This window comes from Kitasatospora sp. NPDC096128 (assembly GCF_040303105.1).
Lineage (GTDB): Bacteria > Actinomycetota > Actinomycetes > Streptomycetales > Streptomycetaceae > Kitasatospora.
Window position 1 is genome coordinate 250,448 of the sequence record NZ_JBEOSP010000002.1, and the last position, 19,601, is coordinate 270,048.

General features: G+C 72.4%; 16 protein-coding genes. 6 read left to right on the forward strand and 10 right to left on the reverse strand.

Features of this window, described 5'->3' with window-relative positions; all coding sequences use genetic code 11:
- Window positions 1-10 precede the first annotated feature (10 nt).
- The 4 genes from ABTY61_RS03530 to ABTY61_RS03545 all read right to left on the reverse strand — a co-directional run bounded on the left by ABTY61_RS03530 (window position 11) and on the right by ABTY61_RS03545 (window position 5,736).
- Window positions 11-814, reverse strand: coding sequence for an alpha/beta hydrolase (locus ABTY61_RS03530; RefSeq protein ID WP_350503243.1), 804 nt, complete (start codon window positions 812-814; stop codon window positions 11-13).
- 184 nt (window positions 815-998) lie between these two features.
- The gene (locus tag ABTY61_RS03535; protein WP_350503244.1) at window positions 999-2,078 is read right to left on the reverse strand and encodes an MBL fold metallo-hydrolase; all 1,080 of its coding nucleotides are present in this window, start codon (window positions 2,076-2,078) and stop codon (window positions 999-1,001) included.
- An 82-nt stretch (window positions 2,079-2,160) separates the two neighbouring features.
- Window positions 2,161-4,050 (reverse strand): amidohydrolase, encoded by a 1,890-nt coding sequence (locus ABTY61_RS03540; protein ID WP_350503245.1) that lies wholly within the window; start codon window positions 4,048-4,050, stop codon window positions 2,161-2,163.
- 225 nt (window positions 4,051-4,275) lie between these two features.
- Window positions 4,276-5,736 (reverse strand): acyl-CoA dehydrogenase family protein, encoded by a 1,461-nt coding sequence (locus ABTY61_RS03545; RefSeq protein ID WP_350503246.1) that lies wholly within the window; start codon window positions 5,734-5,736, stop codon window positions 4,276-4,278.
- A gap of 915 nt (window positions 5,737-6,651) precedes the next feature.
- Between ABTY61_RS03545 and ABTY61_RS03550 the strand changes: the two genes are divergently transcribed.
- A complete protein-coding gene (locus ABTY61_RS03550) occupies window positions 6,652-8,334 on the forward strand; it encodes a sensor histidine kinase (protein ID WP_350503247.1) in 1,683 nt (560 codons plus the stop codon).
- Window positions 8,335-8,362: 28 nt separating this feature from the next.
- Here ABTY61_RS03550 and ABTY61_RS03555 read toward each other — a convergent pair whose 3' ends face one another.
- The 5 genes from ABTY61_RS03555 to ABTY61_RS03575 form a co-directional block, all read right to left on the reverse strand.
- Window positions 8,363-8,779 (reverse strand): pyridoxamine 5'-phosphate oxidase family protein, encoded by a 417-nt coding sequence (locus ABTY61_RS03555; RefSeq protein WP_350503248.1) that lies wholly within the window; start codon window positions 8,777-8,779, stop codon window positions 8,363-8,365.
- A gap of 111 nt (window positions 8,780-8,890) precedes the next feature.
- Window positions 8,891-9,589 (reverse strand): response regulator, encoded by a 699-nt coding sequence (locus ABTY61_RS03560; protein ID WP_350503249.1) that lies wholly within the window; start codon window positions 9,587-9,589, stop codon window positions 8,891-8,893.
- A gap of 141 nt (window positions 9,590-9,730) precedes the next feature.
- Entirely contained in the window at window positions 9,731-10,756 is a 1,026-nt protein-coding gene (locus ABTY61_RS03565; protein ID WP_350503250.1) for an Acg family FMN-binding oxidoreductase, read from the reverse strand.
- A 32-nt stretch (window positions 10,757-10,788) separates the two neighbouring features.
- Window positions 10,789-11,424 carry an Rv1733c family protein gene (locus ABTY61_RS03570; RefSeq protein ID WP_350503251.1) on the reverse strand — a complete coding sequence of 212 codons (636 nt, stop codon included), beginning with the start codon at window positions 11,422-11,424 and terminating at the stop codon, window positions 10,789-10,791.
- A gap of 58 nt (window positions 11,425-11,482) precedes the next feature.
- Window positions 11,483-12,358, reverse strand: coding sequence for a universal stress protein (locus ABTY61_RS03575; RefSeq protein WP_350503252.1), 876 nt, complete (start codon window positions 12,356-12,358; stop codon window positions 11,483-11,485).
- 437 nt (window positions 12,359-12,795) lie between these two features.
- Between ABTY61_RS03575 and ABTY61_RS03580 the strand changes: the two genes are divergently transcribed.
- From ABTY61_RS03580 to ABTY61_RS03600, 5 genes are read left to right on the forward strand one after another with little or no spacing between them, the layout of a single operon-like run.
- Window positions 12,796-14,211 carry an amino acid permease gene (locus tag ABTY61_RS03580; protein WP_350503406.1) on the forward strand — a complete coding sequence of 472 codons (1,416 nt, stop codon included), beginning with the start codon at window positions 12,796-12,798 and terminating at the stop codon, window positions 14,209-14,211.
- A 19-nt stretch (window positions 14,212-14,230) separates the two neighbouring features.
- Window positions 14,231-15,454, forward strand: coding sequence for an arginine deiminase (locus ABTY61_RS03585; protein ID WP_350503253.1), 1,224 nt, complete (start codon window positions 14,231-14,233; stop codon window positions 15,452-15,454).
- Window positions 15,455-15,490: 36 nt separating this feature from the next.
- A complete protein-coding gene (gene argF, locus ABTY61_RS03590) occupies window positions 15,491-16,495 on the forward strand; it encodes an ornithine carbamoyltransferase (RefSeq protein ID WP_350503254.1) in 1,005 nt (334 codons plus the stop codon).
- 2 nt (window positions 16,496-16,497) lie between these two features.
- The gene (locus tag ABTY61_RS03595) at window positions 16,498-17,493 is read left to right on the forward strand and encodes a carbamate kinase (RefSeq protein WP_350503255.1); all 996 of its coding nucleotides are present in this window, start codon (window positions 16,498-16,500) and stop codon (window positions 17,491-17,493) included.
- A gap of 24 nt (window positions 17,494-17,517) precedes the next feature.
- On the forward strand, window positions 17,518-18,291 hold the full coding sequence (locus ABTY61_RS03600) for a ribosome hibernation promotion factor (RefSeq protein ID WP_350503256.1): 774 nt from the start codon (window positions 17,518-17,520) through the stop codon (window positions 18,289-18,291).
- 401 nt (window positions 18,292-18,692) lie between these two features.
- Here ABTY61_RS03600 and ABTY61_RS03605 read toward each other — a convergent pair whose 3' ends face one another.
- Entirely contained in the window at window positions 18,693-19,565 is an 873-nt protein-coding gene (locus ABTY61_RS03605) for a universal stress protein (protein WP_350503257.1), read from the reverse strand.
- Window positions 19,566-19,601 lie beyond the last annotated feature (36 nt).

Sequence of the window (19,601 nt, forward strand, 5' to 3'; positions counted from 1 at the left end):
CGACGGGTGGTCAGGCCGTCCGGCCCTGGCACCGGAGCCAGGCCAGCACCGCCTCCGCGACCTCCCGCCAGCCGCCGTCGACGGTCAGCGAGTGCCCGCGGTCGGGGAAGGACAGGAACTCGGTGACCGCCCCGGAGTGCCGGTACTGCTTGAGCGTGGCGCGGGTCACCGACTCCGGGACGGTGTGGTCCTTGCCGCCGGACACCAGCAGCAGCGGGCCGCGTCCGGAGTTCGCGGTGTCGACCTTGGCCGGCGAGTGGGGGTCGAAGTTCGCCGCGGCGGCCTCGAACAGGGGCTTGCCCGGCGCCGGGATGGTCCACCGCTCGAAGAGTCCGTCGGACTCCTCCTCGCTCAGCGCGTTGCCGAACGCGAAGCGGAACTGCTCGGTGGTCAGCGACACCGCGCGGTGCCGGTTAGCCGGGTTCCTGAACACCGGCAGCGTCGAGCGCAGCGCGGACAGCGGAAGCGGCAGGACGCCCTTGATCTGGGCTGCGTCGATCGCCACGGCCGCCGCCACCGGTTCCCGGCCGAGGAGCTTCTGGGCGATCATGCCGCCGAAGGAGTGGCCGATCAGGACCGGCGGCGCTTCCAGCCCGCGGATGATCGTCGCGTAGTGCTCGACGACGTCGTCGATGCCGTGGTCGGCGATGCTCTCCGGGTTCTGCCGGGCCTCCTCCACGGTGTCCGGGTCACCGGGCCAGCCGGGTGCCGACGGGGCGTAGCCCTCGGCACGGAAGAGGTCGATCCACGGCTGCCAGGAGGTGCTGTGCAGCCACAGGCCGTGGATGAAGAGGACGGGGGTCGGGCTGGTCATGGGCCGGGTGCCCTTTCTCGGGGAGGGGACCGGGTGGGACTGGGGCGGGTCGTGCCGCGCCCGGCTGTGCCGCGCCCGGCCGTGCCGGGCAGGGCAGGGCAGGGCGGTACCGGGCCGGGCGCTACCGGGCCGGGGGCGACAGCGGGTCGGGCCGGTTCTCGGGGCGCCGAGCGCCGACCGGTCCTCAGGGGCGGGTGCTGAACGGGCCGAGGATCCCGGCGTCGATCCGGAGCGACTCGACCATCGCTGCGGCGTTGTCGAGCGTGAACACGTCGGCTGCGGCGAGGACACCGGTGTACTTGGCGATCACCGGTGCGGCGGCCTGCGCCGCCACCGCGTCGAGGTAGGTCTTGAAGATCGCCCAGGAGTTGCCCTGCGGGCCGTACTTCGCGAAGTACGGCCCGGGGTCCAGGTTCATCGAGGCGCGGGCGGCGGCTTCGAGGTCGGCCGTGTAGGCACGCTGGAGGTCGCCGTCCGCGCGCACGCCGAGCCGGCCGAGGTGACCGCCGACCAGGGTCCGCCAGGGGTAGCCCATGGCGATGTCCTGCGCCCGCAGCCAGGCCGGGATGTCCTGGGAGACCGCGAGGTTCTTGAACGGCACCCAGCCCGGGTACAGGACGTCGACGACCATCAGGGTCCGGTGTTCCGGCGCGTGGATGAAGATGTTGTCCGGGCTGTGGTTGGGGCCGTGGTAGGCCAGTTCCAGCCGCTCGCCGCCGACCTCCAGCGTGTAGTGATCCTTGAAGGTGACGGTCGGCGCGGGACGGTTCGGGTCGCCGTCGCGCAGCAGCAGGCGTCGGCACTCGGCGTGACCGATCCGCACGACGTCCTTGCCCAGGATCGACGAGGAGCCCGCGTGGTCGGCGTGGGAGTGCGAGTAGACGAGGTGCGTGACCTGCGACGGCCGGCCGTTGGCCCGCGTCACGTCGGCTATTGCCCGCAGCAGGTTGTGCCCGATGGTCGGGGGAGCGTCGACCAGGACGACGCCTTCCCGGGTGCTGAGGAACATCGCCTGGTAGTACCCGTCGGTGACCCAGTGGAGGTTCCCGTCGATCCGGCCGACGTAGTAGCCCGTGTCGTTGATCGCGGGCCCTTTCGCGGCGAGCGGGACGGGCGCGAAGTCGGGCAGGCCGGTGCCGGTGCCCTGGGCGGCGGCCGCCGTGCCACCGCCCAGGGCCGTGCCGGCGACGGCGACCGCGGGCAGGACGGCCGCCGTGCGCAGCAGGGCGCGGCGGTTCGCCGGGGTGTTCATCGGGTGGTTCATGGCGTGGCCTTTCGGGATCGGTCCGCGATCGGGTCGGATTCGGTCGTGCCGAGCGGAGGGGGCGTCGGGTGCTCGGGGCGGATCACTCGAAGCAGGGGTCGGACACCCGCAGGACGGCGTCCGCCTCGGTACCGGCCCCGCGCCGACCGGACCGGCGCAGCCGCTCCGTGGAGTCGGCGGCGGCCTGGCCCAGCAACTCGGCCTGGCGCGCGCCGTCGCCGACCCGGCGCGGGGCGGCCTGGTAGCCGCCGAAGTGGGCCAGCGGACTCCAGTCGGGTTCGACCGGCGGCGCGGGCGCAGTGAGGCCCTCGAACTCGCCGACCGCGTGCACGATCCGGCCGCCGACAACGGTGAGGGCGGCTTCGATGAGCGGGATGTCCTGCTCGGGGACGGTGAAGTAGTCGTCGGTGAGGATCGCCAGATCGGCGAGGAAGCCCGGGCTCAGCCGGCCCTTCACCTCCTGCTCGCCGGTGAGCCGGGCGCCGGCGGTGGTGTACATCTCCAGCGCGGTCTCCCGGCTGACGCAGTGTGCTGTCGAACGGGTGCGCAGGCCGCCGACGGTGCGCCCGGAGACGAGCCAGTGCAGGGCCACCCAGGGGTTGTAGGTGGACACCCGGGTCGCATCGGTACCGGCCGCCACGTCCAGCCCGCGTTCGAGCATCGCGCCGAGCGGCGGGGCGGCCGCCGCCGCGGCGGCGCCGTATCGGCGCGCGAAGGTCTCGCCCTGGTACGCCAGCCGGTGCTGGACCCCCAGCGACCCGCCGAGCGCCGCGATGCGGTCCAGACTCTGCGGCGAGACGGTCTCGGCGTGGTCGAACAGCCACCGTCCCGGTCCCGGGAAGAGCCCTTCGGCGGCGAGCTTCTCGAAGACGGCGAGGTCGCGGCGGATGGTCTCGTCATACGTGGCGTGCAGCCTGAATCCCCAGCCGTTCTCCAGCAGGACCCGTACCGCCTGCTCCAACTGGTCCTCGTACGGGCCCAGTTCGGGACGCGGCTGGGCGAAGTTCTCGAAATCGGTGGCGGCCCAGACGAGGTTCTCGCCGGCGCCGTTGAACCTGAGCCACTCGTCCCCGTCGCCGGGCTTGACCAGGGTGGCCCAGCGCCGCAGGTCCTCGACCTCCTGCCCGAGGGTCTGCGGGAACAGGTGGTAGGCGATGCGCACCGTGAGCTCCTGCGCGGCGGCCAGCTCCGTGACGGCCGTGTAGCCCGACGGGAAGTCCTGGAACCCGCCGGCGCCGTCCACCAACGAGGTCAGGCCGAACCGGTTGAGCTCGCGCAGGAAGTGGGCGGTCGAGGCCTTCTGCAGCGCGGGGTCGAGCACCGGGGCCTTGGCGATCGTCGCGTAGAGCAGTCCGGCGGCCGGGGCGGCGATCAGCATCCCGGTCGGCTCGCCGTCGTGGCCGCGGACGATCTGCCCGCCCGCCGGGTTCGGGCTCTCGCGGGTGATGCCCGCCGCGCGCAGCGCCGCCCGGTTCAGCACGGCGGCCTGGTACAGATGCGTGATGATCACCGGCGTGTCGGGCGCCGCCGCGTTCAACTCGGCGGGCGAGGGCAGGCGGTGCTCGGCGACCGTCTCGACGCTCCAGCCCCCGGCGACCCGGACCCACTGGCCGGCCGGAGTCCGGGCGGCCTGCTCCCGCAGCATCCTGAGGCCCACCGCGAGCGACGGCACGCCGTCCCACCGCAACTCCAGGACGAAGTGCAGGCCGCCGCGGACGACGTGGCAGTGCGAGTCGTTCAGCCCGGGGACGACCCTGCGGTACTGCGCGTCCACCACCACGGTGTCCGGCCCGAGGTACGGCGCGACGTCCCGGTCGTCGCCGACCACGCCGATCCGCCCGCCGTGCACCGTCAACGCCGAGGCCGTCGGGCGTCGCCGGTCCCCGGTGTGGATCCGCGCGTTGCGGACGACCAGATCGGCGCGGTCGTCTCCCAGGCCGGGCCGCAGGCCGGCCACGGGCATCGATGTCATCGGAGCTCCTCGCTGCGGTGGGTGCCACCCACAGCAGAGCACCGAGCCCGGTCCATTCGAACCGTGGAAAGACCCCAGTCCTGACAGGTCGTCGGCGCGTGGCACGCCTGGGGGCCGGCCCCGTTGCGAAGCCTCGGCGAGCCGTGGTGCGGCGCAGCTCGTGGCACCGACCGATCACCGCACCGACCGCGCTGCGCCGCCCGGGAGAGGTCGGCGGAGCACGGTTCAGGTGCCGGCTCCGAGGCGCCACAGGAGGCCGAACTCCACGCGGACGCGGTCGATGTCGGCCCTGAGGAACGCGGCTGCCCGGTGCGCCCGGTCGGCGTCGGCACCGGACTCGGAGGCCCACTGCAGGACGCGGGCGGCGGCGAAGGTGTAGGCGATCACTCGGCCGGCCAGGACCAAGTGCTCCTGGGCGAGTTCCCCGTCGAGGAACCGCAGGTCGAGGCCGTGCACCGAGACGGCCGGCGCCGTCGGCGCCCAGGCGGCCAGGAAGGTGCTGAGGGAACGGCCGTCCGCGCTGTCCAGGCAGTGCCGGGCGAGTTGCTCGCTGAGGAGGTCGTTGGTGCCGTCGAATACGGTGAAGACCCGGGAGTCCAGGAACGCCTGGGCGGCGATGTTGGTCGGCGAGCCGTTCCGGTAGCCTTCACCGCCGGCGAGCTGCTGGTAGTGGTTGGCGGAGCTGACCATCAGCTCGGTGGCGACGACCTTGACGGCCAGGATGAAGGGGAACGCGGGGGTGAGGTCGGACGTGAGGTCCAGCCGGGTCCGGACGTAGTGGTTGAGCGCCGTACAGACCGTGTGGGCGCTGTCGATGGCTGCGAGCCGGTAGCGGACGAACCCGATCGCCGACAGCGGCGAGCGCCCGATGCGACGCGCGTCGGCGAAGGCGCGCGCCTCGCGGGCGACGCGGCGCAGGAAGCCGCATGCCAGCGCGCCGATCAGCGCCCGCCCCGACAGGTAGATGTCCACCATCGAGCTCAGGTTCCCCGCCCCGACGTCGATACGCCGGTGCGCGGGGACGAACGCGTCGATGTCGTTGACCCCGTAGTCGATCACCTTCAGGCCCAGCGCCTCGTACCGCTGCGAGGTGCGGAACCCGTCGGTGCGCTCGACGACGAACCACCCGTACTCGCGGCCGCTGTCGCCGTCCCGCTTGGCGACGACCACCCACCAGGACGCGGTGGCGCTCAGCGCCTGCCAGTGCTTCCGGCCGCGGATGCGGTAGCCGCCCTCGATCTCCTCGAAGGTGGTGGTCAGACCAGACATGGCCGAGCCGCAGCCGGGCTCGGTGGAGGCGAACCCCGCGGTCGGCGCCACCGGACCGGCGAACAGGGGCAGCACCTCGCGCTTGGCCTCCTCCCCGGCCCACAACACGACGGGCCGCAACGCCAGTCCGGTGACGATCGCGGTGTAGACGGCGACGGCCAGGTTCCGTTCCGCCAGGACCTCGACCACCCGGCACATCTCGACGTGGCTGTCCCGGCCCCCGTACTCGACCGGCAGCACCGGCAGCAGCACACCCGCCCCCGTCAGCCCGACCCAGTCCTCCGCAGGCAACTCCCGCTGCGGGTAGGTCGCCGCGTCGAACCGCACGGCGGCCGCCTCGACCCCAGCGATGAACTCCTCCGTCGAAAGCGACGCGAGGACCGCAACGGACGCGACGGCGTCCGCAGGTTCAGTCATGTCTCCATCCGTTCCAGGAAGTCCGACTCGACTGCACGGAACCATTCCGGACGGTCCGCGGCCGCCGCCGAACGGGCGGCGCGGATGTCGGTCCGGTGATCCTACGGGCGGCGACAGAGCTTCACCGACCGGGGCGGACTGTCAACGGCGTTGAGGCGCCCAGGTCGGCGGTCATCCGGTGCGGCTCAGCGGATGCGCGAACAGGGCCAACCCGCCCCGTGCTTGCTCGCGCCGAAACCACGGCCTCGGTTCGGTCGTCACCTCTCACGCGCTTCTCACGGACCGGGTGTCATGAGGCGGCACCGGGCGTCATACGAGGTGGACGTGACAGGCCCTGACCTTCGGCTTCTGTAATGAGCGGACTGACCGTCACTCCCCTTTCGACCGCTGGGGGGCAAGGGGTTGGAGAATTCACTCGGAGAGCGCCGCGGAACCTCCTGTGAGCATCATGTCGGCGTTGGCGCCGGTTCGGGCGGTGGTGGGTTCGCGTGTGTCGGACACGCATGGGGATGAGGGCAAGGTCTCGCACTTGGTGCAGGCAGGAGGGGAGACGAGTGGAAGGCGTGGCCGTGGCGCAGGACCAGGACTGGTGTAGCAGGCTGGATGCCGCCTTGGTGGACCCGGAGGGTCCTGTGAACGGGGTCGGGGCCGTGGTCACGGATGATCGCGTGATCATCCGTGACCACGGCGGGGCCGCCATGCTGGGCGCCTGACGGTTTCAGCGGGGCTTCTGCCCACGGGCCGGGTGCGGTTGCGGTCCGGTGGCCGGCCGTGTGTGCCGACCTGGCGGTCCCGCCAGGTCGGAGGCGGTTTCTGCCTCGGCCGGCGGCGGTGGGCTTCTGCGACAATCGACCGGCCGGTAACAGAGACGGACGGAGGGAGGCCTGCGTGGGCGGGGACGGAGTGCGGTCGCGGATGCCGCAGCTGCGACTGGATGAGCTGTTGGAGGAACTCCAGGCGCGGATCGACGCGGCCCGGGGTACCCGGGACCGGGTGCACAGCCTCCTGGAGGCCGTGCTGTCGGTGGGCCGGGAGCTGGACCTCACCCAGGTGCTGCGGCGGATCGTGGAGGCGGCCGCCGTGCTGGTGGACGCGCGGTACGCGGCGCTGGGGGTGATCGGGCCGGACGGCGAGACGCTGTCGGAGTTCCTGACCGTGGGGCTGTCGGAGGGGGAGATCGCGAAGATCGGCCCGTACCCGACGGGTCGGGGCATTCTCGGCGAGCTGATCCGCAATCCCGAGGCGCTTCGGTTGACGGACCTGTCGGACCATCCGGCCTCGCACGGCTGCCCGGTGCACCACCCGGTGATGCGGACCTTCCTGGGCGTGCCGGTGCGGGTGCGCGAGGAGGTGTTCGGCAACCTCTACCTGACCGACAAGCGGGGCGGTGAGGAGTTCGACGCCGACGACGAGTCGGTGCTCTCGACCCTGGCGGTCGCTGCGGGGGTGGCGATCGACAACGCCCGCCTGTACGAGGAGGCACAGCGGCAGCAGCGCTGGCTGAGCGCTAGCGCGGAGATCACCCGGGGCCTGCTGTCGGGCAGTTCCCGCGCGGACGTGATGGAACTGATCGCGCGGCGGGCGCGGGAGATCACGGGCGCCGCGCTGGCTGACGTGTCGATCCCCGTCCCCGGTACCGACACGGTCCGGGTGGAGCTGGCCCTCGGGGGTGACGCGGCTGCCAGGCAGGGCCTGGTGGTGCCGCTGGACGGGACCCTGTCGGGGGAGGCGTGTGCGCAGGGCTCGCCGACGACCACGGTCGACCTTTCCGCTGATCCGCGGCTGTCCGCCGGCCCTCGGAGGTTCGAGGGGCTCGGCCCGGCAGTGGCGGTCCCGCTGGGGCGGGCCGAGGGGCCGGTCGAGGGCGTGCTGCTGCTGGCCAGGGAGGTCGGTGAGCCGGCGTTCACCGAGCGGGAGACCGGTCCGTTGCTGGGCTTCGCCGACCAGGCGGCACTGGCCCTGGAGGTGGCGGAGCGGCGCCGCGACGCCGAGCAGCTGGCGATGCTGGAGGACCGGGACCGGATCGCCCGGGACCTGCACGACCTGGCCATCCAGCGGCTCTTCGCGACCGGGATGACGTTGCAGAGCGCGGCCCGGTTCATCGAGCACCCGGGTGCGTCGGACCGGGTGCTGCGTGCGGTCGGGGACCTGGACGAGACCATCAAGATCATCCGGTCGACGATCTTCGGGCTCCGAGCGCGCGAGGATCATGCCGGGCAGGGATTGCGGGCCAGGGCCGTGCGGGCCGTCGAACAGGCGCAGGCTGTACTGGGCTTCCCGCCCAGGCTGAGCATGGAGGGCTTGCTCGACACCGATGTTCCCGCGGAGGTCGCGGAACACGTCGTGGCCGTGCTGGGGGAGGCGCTGAGCAACGCGGCCCGGCATGCGAAGGCGAACCGGGTGGAGGTGGTGCTGCACGCCAGCGGTCAGCGGGTCGTGCTGACGGTGCAGGACAACGGTGTCGGCGTCCCCGAGCAGGGGCGGCGCAGCGGCCTGCGCAATCTCGCCGAGCGGGCGGAGGGCCTCGGGGGCGCGTTCGAGGTGATCGTCCCGGCTGCGGGCGGGACAAGGCTGACCTGGTCGGCTCCGCTGGTGTGAGAGTCGGATGCCGATGTTCGCGGGCTCGTCACGCCTCGTAGACCGGTGAGCCGGGCAGGGAACGCCCGGTCACCAGTTCCGGGCGGATCCGGATGGTCACGCGACCGGCTGTTCTCGCGGGGACGGGCACGACGGCCGGAATGGTGCGGCCCTCCTCGATGTCGGAGGTGACGTCCGCCCGCCCGAGGACGGTGACGCTCCAGCCGCTGCCGTCGGCTTCGTCGAGTTCGCTCGCCTCGAAGGCGACGATCGCGTCGGCGACGGCCCGGGTGATCTCGGAGTCGGTGTGAGCGTGGAGCAGGACGCTGCCGTCCGCCGCGATCCGGTAACGGACCGGCATGACGGCCGGCAGCGCACCAACGGTGTAGACCAATCGGCCGACGGCTGCCCCGCTGAGAAGCCTCAGGCACTGCGGCTCGTCCAGTGATGTGAATTCGGCGGTCATGGCATCCATGCTCGGTGGGGGCATGGCCTTCCGCGAGGGGCTGATGGTCCCCCGGGAGGCCTCCGGGCGGCCCCGTGCACCGGGTGCTTTCGGTTCGGGCACGAGTGCCGCTCAGACGGTCCTGCGGGCCGCCGGGTGGCCCTGGCCCGTCAGTACCTGGGTGGCGATGATCGCGGCCTGTACCCGGCGCTCCACACCGAGCTTGGCGAGCAGGCGGGAGATGTGGTTCTTGACGGTCTTCTCGGCGAGGTAGAGCCGCTGGCCGATCTGCCGGTTGGTCAGGCCCTCGCCCACCAGGGCGAGGATCTCGCGTTCGCGCTCGGTGAGCTGCGGGGCATCGGACGCCTGCTGGGTGGTGGCCTCGCCGCGCAGCCGGGCCATCAGCCGGGTGGCGGCGCCGGAGTCGAGCATGGACTGTCCGGAGGCGACCGTGCGGACCGCCGAGACGAGGTCGGTGCCGCTGATCTGCTTGAGGACGTACCCGGCGGCACCGGCCATGATCGAGTCGAGCAGGGCCTCCTCGTCGTCGAAGGAGGTGAGGATCAGGCAGGCCAGCTCCGGCATCCGGGACCGCAGTTCGCGGCAGACCGTAACGCCGTCGCCGTCGGGCAGGCGCATGTCCAGGACCGCGACGTCCGGGCGCAGCGCCGGAACGCGGGTGAGCGCCTGCGCCACCGTGGAGGCCTCGCCGACCACCGTGAAGCCGGGCTCCGCGTCCAGCAGGTCGTGCACACCCCGCCTGACCACCTCGTGGTCGTCGAGGAGGAACACCTTTACCGGGTCGCCCGCGCCTGCCGCGTTGTCCGCCATCACCGCTCCGTGCTCAATGTCTGCCCCCAGCGGCAGGTCATACAGATCTCATCGCAGTCTGCCGGACGCCGGGCGGGGCCGATAGGGCCGGAGGGCCCTCATCGTGAGGGGTGCCCGGACGCCGTGTGTGCGGGTCGGCCGTCAGGCCACCGCGGCCAGCGCGGCGGCGGGCTCCGGTACCGGCTGATCCGTCGGGGGTACGGGCATGCGGCGCGGGGTGGGAAAGCCCACAGGGCCGTACCCGGCACGCAGCAGCATCTGGGGTGCGCCGCGATGCGGGAGCGACCGGGCCAGCCGGCTGCGCAGGTCGGGCCACTCCAGGGCCTGGTGGAGCATCGACGCGCGCAGCCCGTGGAGGGTGAGGACCAGCAGAGCGTGCTGCAGGGCCTGACCCGCGTGCAGCCAGTCGACGGGGTGGTCGCTCCGGGTGACGAGCATGAGGAGACGCGGGTCGGGTTCGTACTCGGCCTTTGGCCGGCCTGCCGTGCGTTGCGGTGTGAAGTTCCGCATCGGCAACAGCCCGTCGGAGTCCAGGGCGCCGAGGGCACGGGGCGGCACACCGGTGTCGTCGCCGGGCCCCGCGATCCAGTTCAGACTCTCGGCCAGGCGCTCCGGGGCCAGGCCGTTGCGCTGTTCCGCCTCCGCTGTGAGTTCGAGCAGGTGGACCCGGGAGGTGTGTTCCGGCAGCCACAGCGTCGCACCGTCCTGGTGCGCGGCCTCGGTGGCCTCGGCGAGGACGGCGGAGGGCACGGGCTCGGGGGTGAACGGGAAGCGGCTGCTGCGGCGCTGCCAGACGGCTCGGTACAGGTCCGGCCTACGGGTCAGCGAGGCCCGGGGCCGACCGGCGAGACGGACGACGGCCAGCAGATTGGGGACACTCGGGTCGGGCATCAGCCGAACCACCGGTTCGCGGCTCAGATGGACCGCGGCGACCCGGAGGTTGAACAGGGCGGCGCCGACCGAGAGGTGCAGTGCCCGGCCCTGGGGGTCGGTGCGCGGCAGCCTCCGCAACGGGTGTGAGAACACCTCGATGGTGTCCGCCTGCGCGTCGGTGCGGAACAGCCAGGGCTGCGTGTTGTGGATGGACGGGGCGGCGCACGCGGCGGCGATGAGAATCCGGTGGACGGGATCGTTGGCATCGCGGCTGCTGACTGGCTGTGCGGACATCGGGGTCGTCTCCTTCCGAGTGGCGGGTGCGGTCAGCCCGCCCGGTTGTCGCGTGAGGCGCGGCCGCTCCACACGGGTTCCAGCTGGGCCCAGGAGTGTTGCCATGCCCGGTCGGCTCGGCGGTCCAGGACGTCCAGACGGATGCCGAGTCCGGTGACGACGAGGACGCCGAGGCCTCCGAGGAGGAACAGTCCGAGGCAGGCCGCCTTGGCGGCGATGGCGGCCGATCCGAGCGGGGACGCCACGGAACGGCCGGCGTCGTCGACCCATATGCCGATGGTCGAACCGGGGGCCGTGCCGCCCGGCACCGGGACGCTGCCCGTGGTGCGGTGCCCGGTGGGGTAGACCCAGACAGCGTCGGCCTCGTACCGTCGCCTGCCGGCGCCGGTGTCGGCCTCCCGCTGCGCCGGAGTCAGCACGCCCGCCTGGACCTGGTGCAGGCGGGCGGCCGTCACCGAGGCCTGGTGCCGGACAACGGCGAAGTCGGCCGCCGCCGCGCCCGCGCTGCCGAGCACGGCAAGGCCGATGCCGAGCACGGCCAGGACCAGGGCCCGGCTGCGTGAGCGGTCGATCGTGCGACCCAACGGATTCCGGCCCTTCCCGAGAGCCTGCCGCAGGTGGTGGCGGAAGGGCGGCACCGGGCCGGCTTGCTCGGGTGCGGTGTTCATTTCCGGTCCTCCTTCGTGGACGGTCTGGCAGATGGTGGCAACCGGCACGGGCCGGTCTTCAGAGGTGGGGGACGACCGCCACCGGGACGGTGGAGTGGTGGAGTACGGCGTGTGCGACGGGCCCGAGCAGCATGCCGATGTGGTGACGGCGCTCGCGTCGACCGATGACGACCAACTCGGCACCGGCGGAGGCGTCCAGGAGGGCCTTCGCCCCGCCGCCGAGCCGGACGTCCTCGACGACGGCCACGCCGGGATAGTTCGCCAACTGACGGGTGAGGTGCTGTGACAGCAGGGCCGCCTTCGTACCCTCCTGGCCAGGGATGTCCACCGGAGGCGGCATCACGCCTCCGAAGGCCCAGGCCGGGGCCGGGTCCCAGCCGTGGACGGCGCGCAGCCCGGCGCCGCGGCGCTCCGCCTCCGCGAAGGCGAATTCGAGGACTGCTTCGCCCGGTTCACCGGAGTCCATGCCGACCACGACGTCGCCGACGGCGGCGGTGCTCGCGCGAGGGAGGGGCCCTGCCTCGCGGACGAGGACCGTCGGGACCGTCGCGCGGGCGGCGACCGCGAGGGAGACCGATCCGACGAGCAGGCCGGCGAATCCCCCGAGGCCCCGGGAGCCGAGCACCAGCATCTCCTGTCCCCGTGCTTCGGCGACCAGTCCGTCGACCGGGTCGTCGGGCCTGACGGCGGTCTCCACCGACAGTTCCGGGTGGGCGAGGCGGATCCGGTCGGCGACGCGGGCGAGGGCGTCGAGCGCGGCGGGCCTGAGGTCGCCGGGCTCGGCCCGGTCCGCGTTCTCGCCGTTCAGCCAGGGCCAGACGTGCAGGAGGCGCAGGGGCGCTCCGAGCCGCTGGGCCTCCGCCGCCGCCCACATGGCAGCGGTCTCGCTCTGCGGTGAGCCGTCGAGGCCGGCCAGGACGTGTCGCGTCGTCACGGATGCTCCTTCGGGGTCGGGTTGAGGGCCGGGCTGGACCGTGGCCCGGCGAGCACCAATCTCCCGCGGGGCCTCGCGGGACCCCAGGGCCGGACGGAACCCGTCGGTGGGCCGGTGGTCCCGAGGGGGCGGATCCGGCAATGCGTCACGCGCCATGCGCCGGTGGGCGGTCCGGTGCTGTCGGGACCATCGGACAGGGAAGACAGGGACCGCCGGTGCGGGAAGCGGGACCGTTGGCCCATGGGGCCGGCCGCTCGCGGATTCGAGGATCTTCTCAGTGGGCCACGGCGGAGACCGGGCCCGTCAGCGCGGTCAAGCACCTGGCAGAGGAGCCCTTGATGTCCGTACACGACAGCGGAAGACCACCGGTGAGCACGTCGGGGGACGGCCCACAAGGGCGTAGTACCTCCTTCGGGCTGCCCGCGGCGACGGCGCTGGTGGTGGGCAGCATCATCGGTACCGGCGTGTTCGCCCTGCCGTCGGCGCTCGCGCCGTACGGGCCGATCGCGCTGGTGGCGTTCGTGCTGGTGACCGTCGGGGCGCTGGCGCTGGCGGTGACCTTCGGGCGGCTGTCGGAGCGGGTGCCCGGCAGTGGCGGGCCGTACGTCTACGCCCGCGAGGCGTTCGGGGAGTTCGCCGGGTTCCTGACCGCCTGGTCGTACTGGATCACGGCCTGGGCCGGGAACGCGGCCATCGTGGTGGCCTGGGTCGGCTACGTCGAGGTGTTCGTCAACAAGGGCCATCACACCGGGGCTTCGGTCGCAATAGCCCTGGTGGGCCTGTGGCTGCCCGCGATCGTGAACCTGGCCGGTGTGCGCAGCATCGGGGCCTTTCAGGTGGTCACCACCGTCCTGAAGTTCCTGCCGCTGGCGTTCATGGCCACGGCCGGCCTGTTGTTCGTGAAGTCCGGCAACTTCGGGGCCTTCAACGCGAGCGGCGGCTCGGCGCTGGGCGCCGTGTCGGCGGCCGGGGCGATCGCGCTGTTCAGCTACATCGGCCTGGAGACCGCCTCGGTGGCGGCCGGGCGGGTGCGGGACCCGAAGCGCAACGTGCCCCGGGCGACCGTGTACGGCACCCTGGCCTGCGCGGCGATCTACCTGCTCGGCACCCTGGCCGTGTTCGGCACCGTCCCGCACGGCCAACTCGGCTCCTCCACCGCGCCGTTCACGGACGCGATGAACCACATCGCGGGCGGCACCTGGGCCGGGAACCTGGTCGCCGTCGCGGCGATCATCTCCGGGCTCGGGGCACTGAACGGCTGGACCATGATCTGCGCGGAGATGCCGATGGCCGCCGCACGCGACGGGCTGTTCCCGTCCGCGTTCGCCGGCACCCGGGGCCGCGGTGAGGTGCCGGCCTTCGGCATCGTCTCGGCGACCGTCCTCGCGTCGGTGCTCACCGTGATCAGCTACACGCGGTTCACGCAGGTGTTCACCGAGATCGTGCTGCTGAGCGTGCTCACCGCTGTCATCCCGTATCTGGTCTCGGCCGCCGCGCAGCTGTACTGGCTGGTGCTGCACGGTCGGGAGGAGCTGGACCGGCGCCGCTTTGCGCGGGACGTCACCGTCACCGCCCTGGCGCTGGCGTTCTCCTACTGGTCGATCCAGGGCAGCGGCTACCAGGCCGTCTACTACGGCCTGTTCACGGTCCTGCTCGGCATCCCGGTCTACATCTGGCTGAAGCGACCGCACGCCCGGCCTGCGGCGGGGGCTCTCACCGGCACCGCCGCCCCGCTCACCGCCACCGAGCCGGCCCACCACGACGAACCGCCGTTGAAGGCGGCCCGCACCGTACGGCCCGTCGGCCTGCCGACCATTCTCCGGCGCGCGCTGACCCCGCGCCACCTGCACTGAACTCCGAGGAGCACCACCGATGTCCACCCTGCGTGTCGATTCCGAAGCGGGCCGCCTGCGTCAGGTGATCCTGCACCGTCCGGGCCTGGAACTGTCCCGGCTGACCCCGCGCAACGTCGACGACTTGCTCTTCGACGACATCCTGTGGGCCAAGCGCGCCCGCGAGGAGCACGACGCCTTCGCCCAGGTGCTGCGCGACCACGGCGTGCGCGTGCACCACTACGCCGACCTGCTCGCCGAGACCCTCGAACTGGCCCCGGCCCGGTCCTGGCTGCTCGGCCAGGTGGCCACCCCGGCCATTGTCGGCCCTGCCCTGGTCGAGCCGGTGCGCGAGCTGTGCGAGGAACTCGACGGCCGGACGCTGGCCGAGTACTTGATCGGTGGTGTCCTCAAGGACGACCTGCCGCTGAAGAACCCGCACAGCCTGGTGTGGAACACCCTCGGGAACCAGGACTTCGCCCTTCCGCCGCTGCCCAACCACCTCTTCCCGCGCGACAACTCCTGTTGGATCGGCGCTCGGTACAGCCTCAATCCGATGGCGAAGCCGGCCCGTCGGCGGGAGACCCTGCACACCGCCGCGATCTACCGCTTCCACCCGCTGTTCGCCGAGACCGCGCCCCCGCTGCTGGACGGCACCACCACCGCGCCGGGGCTCAGCGTGGAGGGCGGAGACGTCCACGTGATCGCCCCGGGCGTCGTCATGGTCGGGATGGGCGAGCGCACCACAGCGGCAGCCGTCGAAACCCTCGCCCAGCAGCTGTTCCTGACCAACACCGCGCACCGGCTGATCGCCGTGCGACTGCCGCGGAGCCGGGCGTTCATGCACCTGGACACCGTCATGACGATGATCGACCGGGACACCTTCACGCTCTACCCGGGCCTGGCCCACGAGTTGCGCTCGTGGACCCTCACCCCCGCCCCCGAACGCCCGGCCGGCTTCGACGTGCGGACCGACACCGACCTCGCCGCCTCGCTCGCCGAAGCCCTCGACCTGGACAAGGTCCGCTTCCTGTCCGCCGAGCAGGACGCCCGCGCCGCCGAGCGTGAACAGTGGGACGACGGCAGCAACTTCCTCGCCCTCGCCCCCGGCGTGGTCGTCGGCTACGAGCGCAACACCACCACCAACACCCACCTGCGCAAGCAGGGCGTCGAGATCGTCACCATCGCCGGCTCCGAGCTCGGCCGCGGCCGTGGCGGCCCGCGCTGCATGAGCTGCCCGATCCAGCGCGACCCCGCCAACTGACCCACCTCACCCGGCCAACCCAAGGAGCGAACAGCCATGACCATCGACCTGCGCGGCCGCCACTACCTGCGCGAACTCGACTTCACCGCAGAAGAGATCCACCACCTCCTCGACCTCGCCGCCGAGCTGAAGGCGGCCCGACGGGCGGGCACCGAGGCACCCCAGCTGACCGGTCGCAGGATCGCCCTGATCTTCGAGAAGAGCTCCACCCGGACCCGCTGCGCCTTCGAGGTCGCCTCAGCCGACCAGGGCGCCATGACCACCTACCTGGGCCCGGACGGCTCGCACATCGGCCACAAGGAGAGCATCGCCGACACCGCCCGCGTCCTGGGCCGGATGTACGACGGCATCGAGTACCGGGGCTTCGAGCAGGACGCCGTCACCGAGCTCGCCGACCACGCCGGCGTGCCCGTGTACAACGGCCTCACCGACCAGTGCCACCCCACCCAGAGCCTGTGCGACGTCTTCACCATGCGCGAGCACAGCGGAAAGCCGCTGGAGGACATCTCCTTCTGCTACCTCGGCGACGCCCGCAACAACACCGCCAACTCCCTGCTCACCATGGGAAGCCTGCTCGGCATGGACGTGCGCATCGCCGCACCGCGCGAGCTGTGGCCCGACCCGCTGCTCGTCTCCGAGTGCCGTCGGCTCGCCCAGGACAGCGGCGCCCGGATCACCCTCACCGACGAGGTCGAGGAAGCCGTGCGCGGCGCGGACTACCTCTACACCGACGTATGGGTGTCCATGGGCGAGGACCACGCCCAGTGGCCCGAGCGCATCGCCCGGCTACTTCCGTACCAGGTCAACGCCAAGACGCTCGCCGCGACCGGTAACCCGGACACCGCCTTCCTGCACTGCCTGCCCGCCCTGCACGACCGCCGCACCGACCTCGGCGCCGAACTCGCCGACGAGCACCGGCTCGACGGCCTCGAAGTCACCGACGAGGTCTTCGAGTCGCCGGCCTCGCTGGTCTTCGACCAGGCCGAGAACCGCATGCACACCATCAAGGCGATCCTCGTCGCCACCCTCGGGAGGAAGTGACCATGCGCATCGTCGCCGCCCTCGGCGGGAACGCCCTGCTCCAACGGGGCGAGCACCCCGACGCCGCCGTCCAGCAGCACCACGTCCACGACGCCGCCCGCTCGCTCGCCGAACTCGTCACCGCCGGGCACGAGTTGGTAGTCACTCACGGCAACGGGCCGCAGATCGGCCTGCTCGCCCAGGAGAGCGAGGCCGACCCGGCGCTCACCGCGCCGTACCCGCTGGACGTCCTCGGCGCCCAGACCCAGGGCATGATCGGCACCCTGCTCGCCCGCGAGCTCCTGGGCCGACTGCCGGGCCGTGCCGTCACCGCACTGGTGACCCACACCGAGGTCGACCCCCACGATCCCGCCTTCCAGCGGCCGGGCAAGTTCATCGGCGGGCAACTCACCGACCACCAGGCCAGGATGATGGAGATCGAGCGGGGCTGGACGATCGCGCGGGACGGTGAGCACCTGCGCCGGGTCGTTCCCTCACCCCGTCCCACGGCGATCGTCGAACTCCCGGCCATCCGGGCGCTCCTGGCCACGGGCTCGGTGGTGATCGCCGCCGGGGGCGGCGGTGTCCCGGTCAAGCGGAACCCGGACACCGGCCTCGTCCACGGTGTCGAGGCGGTCGTTGACAAGGACCTGGCCGCGGCGCTGCTCGCCGAACAGCTCGACGCCGACGCGCTGCTGATACTCACCGACGTCACCCACGTCTTCACCCGCTTCGGCTCCACCCGCCCCGGCCCCCTGGTCAGCGTCACACCCGACCGGCTGCGCGAACTGGACCTGCCGGAAGGGTCGATGCGGCCCAAGGCCGAGGCCGCCGCCGCCTTCGCCGAGCGGACCGGCCATCTCGCGGCCATCGGCCCCCTCGACAACGCCCTCGGCACGATCCTCGGCACCACCGGCACCACCGTCCGCGCACTGCCGGGCGCCGCAGGGGAGGGACCCGAGGCGTTGCCGGCGGGACCTTCGACCCTCGGCCCGGCCGATCAGCGCGCGGCAGTCTGAAAACCACCCGGAAAGGAAACTGCGATGACCCGTCTGCAGAGCCGACCCGCCACCGAGGTCCTGGTGGCGTCCCGCGGCGAAGTCTCCCTGGCCGCGCCCGAGTACGCCCGGACCAAGCTGCTCGCGGTGCTCGAACGCCTCGACGAGCCGGTCCTCGCGGTCCGGGTGAAGCTCACCCAGGAGCCCAACCACGCCGTGGCCAAGCCGTCGACCGCCCAGGCCACGCTCGACCTCAACGGACGGCCCGTGCGCGCCCACGTCGCCGGCACCACCATGCAGGAGGCCGTCGATCTGCTCCAGGACCGGCTGAACGCCAGGATCGCTCGGGTCCGGACCCATCAGCGGCACCACCGCCACCACGCTGAGCCGCCCGTGGCCGGCGGGCGCGAGCACAGGCCGCGGCGCCGGGTGTTGGATGCCGAGGAGCGCCGCATCGTGCGGCACAAGAGCTACAGCCTCGCGCGCCAGACCACCTGGGCGGCGGTGTTCGAACTGGAAGCGATGGACTACGACTTCCACCTGTACACCGACGCGGCGACGGGCTGCGACAGCGTCGTCCATCACGACGGGGAGACGGGGGCGTACCGGATCGTCTCGGCCGGAGCGGCACCCGAAGCCGAGCCGGGCATCGCGGTGAGCACCCAGGCCGTGCCCGAACTGACCGTCGCCGACGCCGTCTCGCGCCTCGACCTGAGCGGCCTGCCGTTCGTCTTCTTCACGAACGGCGAGACCGGTCGTGGCAACATCCTGTACCACCGCTACGACGGCCACTACGGCCTCATCACACCCGCGCAATAGCCAGCGCCAGCCGGGGGCCAGCTGGGACCGGTAATGCGACCGGGGGAGCGGTTGGGGCCGTCCTCCGGCCGCCCTGGAGCGGCCCTGGACATCCGCGCGCACGGCCCGCCACCGAAGCCACGGTGGCGGGCCGTGGCGTTGGGTGCTGCTCTGGACGCGAGGTTGTTCCACACACACTGCTGAGTGCGGATCCACGCTGCCGCGTCGGGGGGTGAATCCTTGTCTGCCGGTCGTTCACTTCTGCCGATGCCCGCCGAACCCACGCACTTCGCGGAGCACTGACCGGCGCGGACGCAGGTCGAGCGCAGGCCGGAAGCCGGATGCCGCGTCCACCGGGGGTGGACGCGGCATCGGAGCGTCATCGCTGTGCGCCCGGTACCCCGGAGGGCACCTGCGCCGTTTCAGTCGTGCGGGATGACGGCGACCGGCGCCTGTGCGTGGTGGATCACCGTGTGGGCGACCGGTCCGAGGCGCAGGCCGAGGTGGTGGCGGTGCCGGTGGCGGCCGACCACGACGAGTGCGGCGTCGCCGGATGCGTCCACCACCGCGCCGGCGCCGCTGGCGATCCGGCTGTCCTCGACCACCGTGACGTGCGGGTACTTGTCCCGCCACATGCTGAGTGCCTGGCTGAGCAACTCGTCCTCGATGGTGCGGAACTGCTCGGTCTCGATCCGCGATGTCACCCAGCCCGGGTAGCCCCAGACCGCCGGCGGAGTCCAGCCGTGAACGGCACGCAGCACGGTGCCGCGGGCCGCGGCCTCCTGGAAGGCGAAGTCGATGACCTCGTCCGCCGGGGCACGGGTGTCGATGCCGACGACCACCTCGGCGGCGTCGCGGGCGTCGGCCTGGTGCGTCTGCGCGGCCCGGACCAGGACGACGGGCACGTCGCATCGTGCCGCGGCGTTCAGACCGACCGATCCCACCAGCAGACCCTCGAAGCCGCCCAGGCCCAGCGAACCGACGGCGAGCAGTTCGGATTCGGCCGCGGCAGCGAGCAGGGACGCGGTCGGCTCGTGGCCGGGCAGAAGGCCGGTGTGCACCTCCAGCCCCGGGTGGGCCGAGCGCACCTGCCGCGCGGCGTCGGCGAGCATGCGCTCGGTCAGGGCGCGCACCTGCGCCGGTTGGCCGGGATCGGCGTGGACGTCGTCCTCCCAGGTCCAGGCGTGGACGAGTCGCAGGGCGTGGCCGCGGCGCACCGCTTCGTCGGCCGCCCACTGCGCTGCTGCTGTGCTCTCGGCCGAACCGTCGATACCGGCGAGAACGAACTTCCTCATGGCAGTGCCCTACTTTCCGCTGCTCGGGACCGCCTC

What these genes read in the sequence shown, in the direction of transcription:
- ABTY61_RS03565 (WP_350503250.1), bottom strand. Translation starts at nt 10,756, where the DNA reads ATGTCCGCACAGCCAGTCAGCAGCCGCGATGCCAACGATCCCGTCCAC.
- ABTY61_RS03545 (WP_350503246.1), bottom strand. Translation starts at nt 5,736, where the DNA reads ATGACTGAACCTGCGGACGCCGTCGCGTCCGTTGCGGTCCTCGCGTCG.
- ABTY61_RS03560 (WP_350503249.1), bottom strand. Translation starts at nt 9,589, where the DNA reads ATGGCGGACAACGCGGCAGGCGCGGGCGACCCGGTAAAGGTGTTCCTC.
- ABTY61_RS03605 (WP_350503257.1), bottom strand. Translation starts at nt 19,565, where the DNA reads ATGAGGAAGTTCGTTCTCGCCGGTATCGACGGTTCGGCCGAGAGCACA.
- ABTY61_RS03570 (WP_350503251.1), bottom strand. Translation starts at nt 11,424, where the DNA reads ATGAACACCGCACCCGAGCAAGCCGGCCCGGTGCCGCCCTTCCGCCAC.
- argF (WP_350503254.1), top strand. Translation starts at nt 15,491, where the DNA reads ATGACCATCGACCTGCGCGGCCGCCACTACCTGCGCGAACTCGACTTC.
- ABTY61_RS03530 (WP_350503243.1), bottom strand. Translation starts at nt 814, where the DNA reads ATGACCAGCCCGACCCCCGTCCTCTTCATCCACGGCCTGTGGCTGCAC.
- ABTY61_RS03535 (WP_350503244.1), bottom strand. Translation starts at nt 2,078, where the DNA reads ATGAACCACCCGATGAACACCCCGGCGAACCGCCGCGCCCTGCTGCGC.
- ABTY61_RS03555 (WP_350503248.1), bottom strand. Translation starts at nt 8,779, where the DNA reads ATGACCGCCGAATTCACATCACTGGACGAGCCGCAGTGCCTGAGGCTT.
- ABTY61_RS03600 (WP_350503256.1), top strand. Translation starts at nt 17,518, where the DNA reads ATGACCCGTCTGCAGAGCCGACCCGCCACCGAGGTCCTGGTGGCGTCC.
- ABTY61_RS03540 (WP_350503245.1), bottom strand. Translation starts at nt 4,050, where the DNA reads ATGACATCGATGCCCGTGGCCGGCCTGCGGCCCGGCCTGGGAGACGAC.
- ABTY61_RS03595 (WP_350503255.1), top strand. Translation starts at nt 16,498, where the DNA reads ATGCGCATCGTCGCCGCCCTCGGCGGGAACGCCCTGCTCCAACGGGGC.
- ABTY61_RS03550 (WP_350503247.1), top strand. Translation starts at nt 6,652, where the DNA reads ATGCCGCAGCTGCGACTGGATGAGCTGTTGGAGGAACTCCAGGCGCGG.
- ABTY61_RS03585 (WP_350503253.1), top strand. Translation starts at nt 14,231, where the DNA reads ATGTCCACCCTGCGTGTCGATTCCGAAGCGGGCCGCCTGCGTCAGGTG.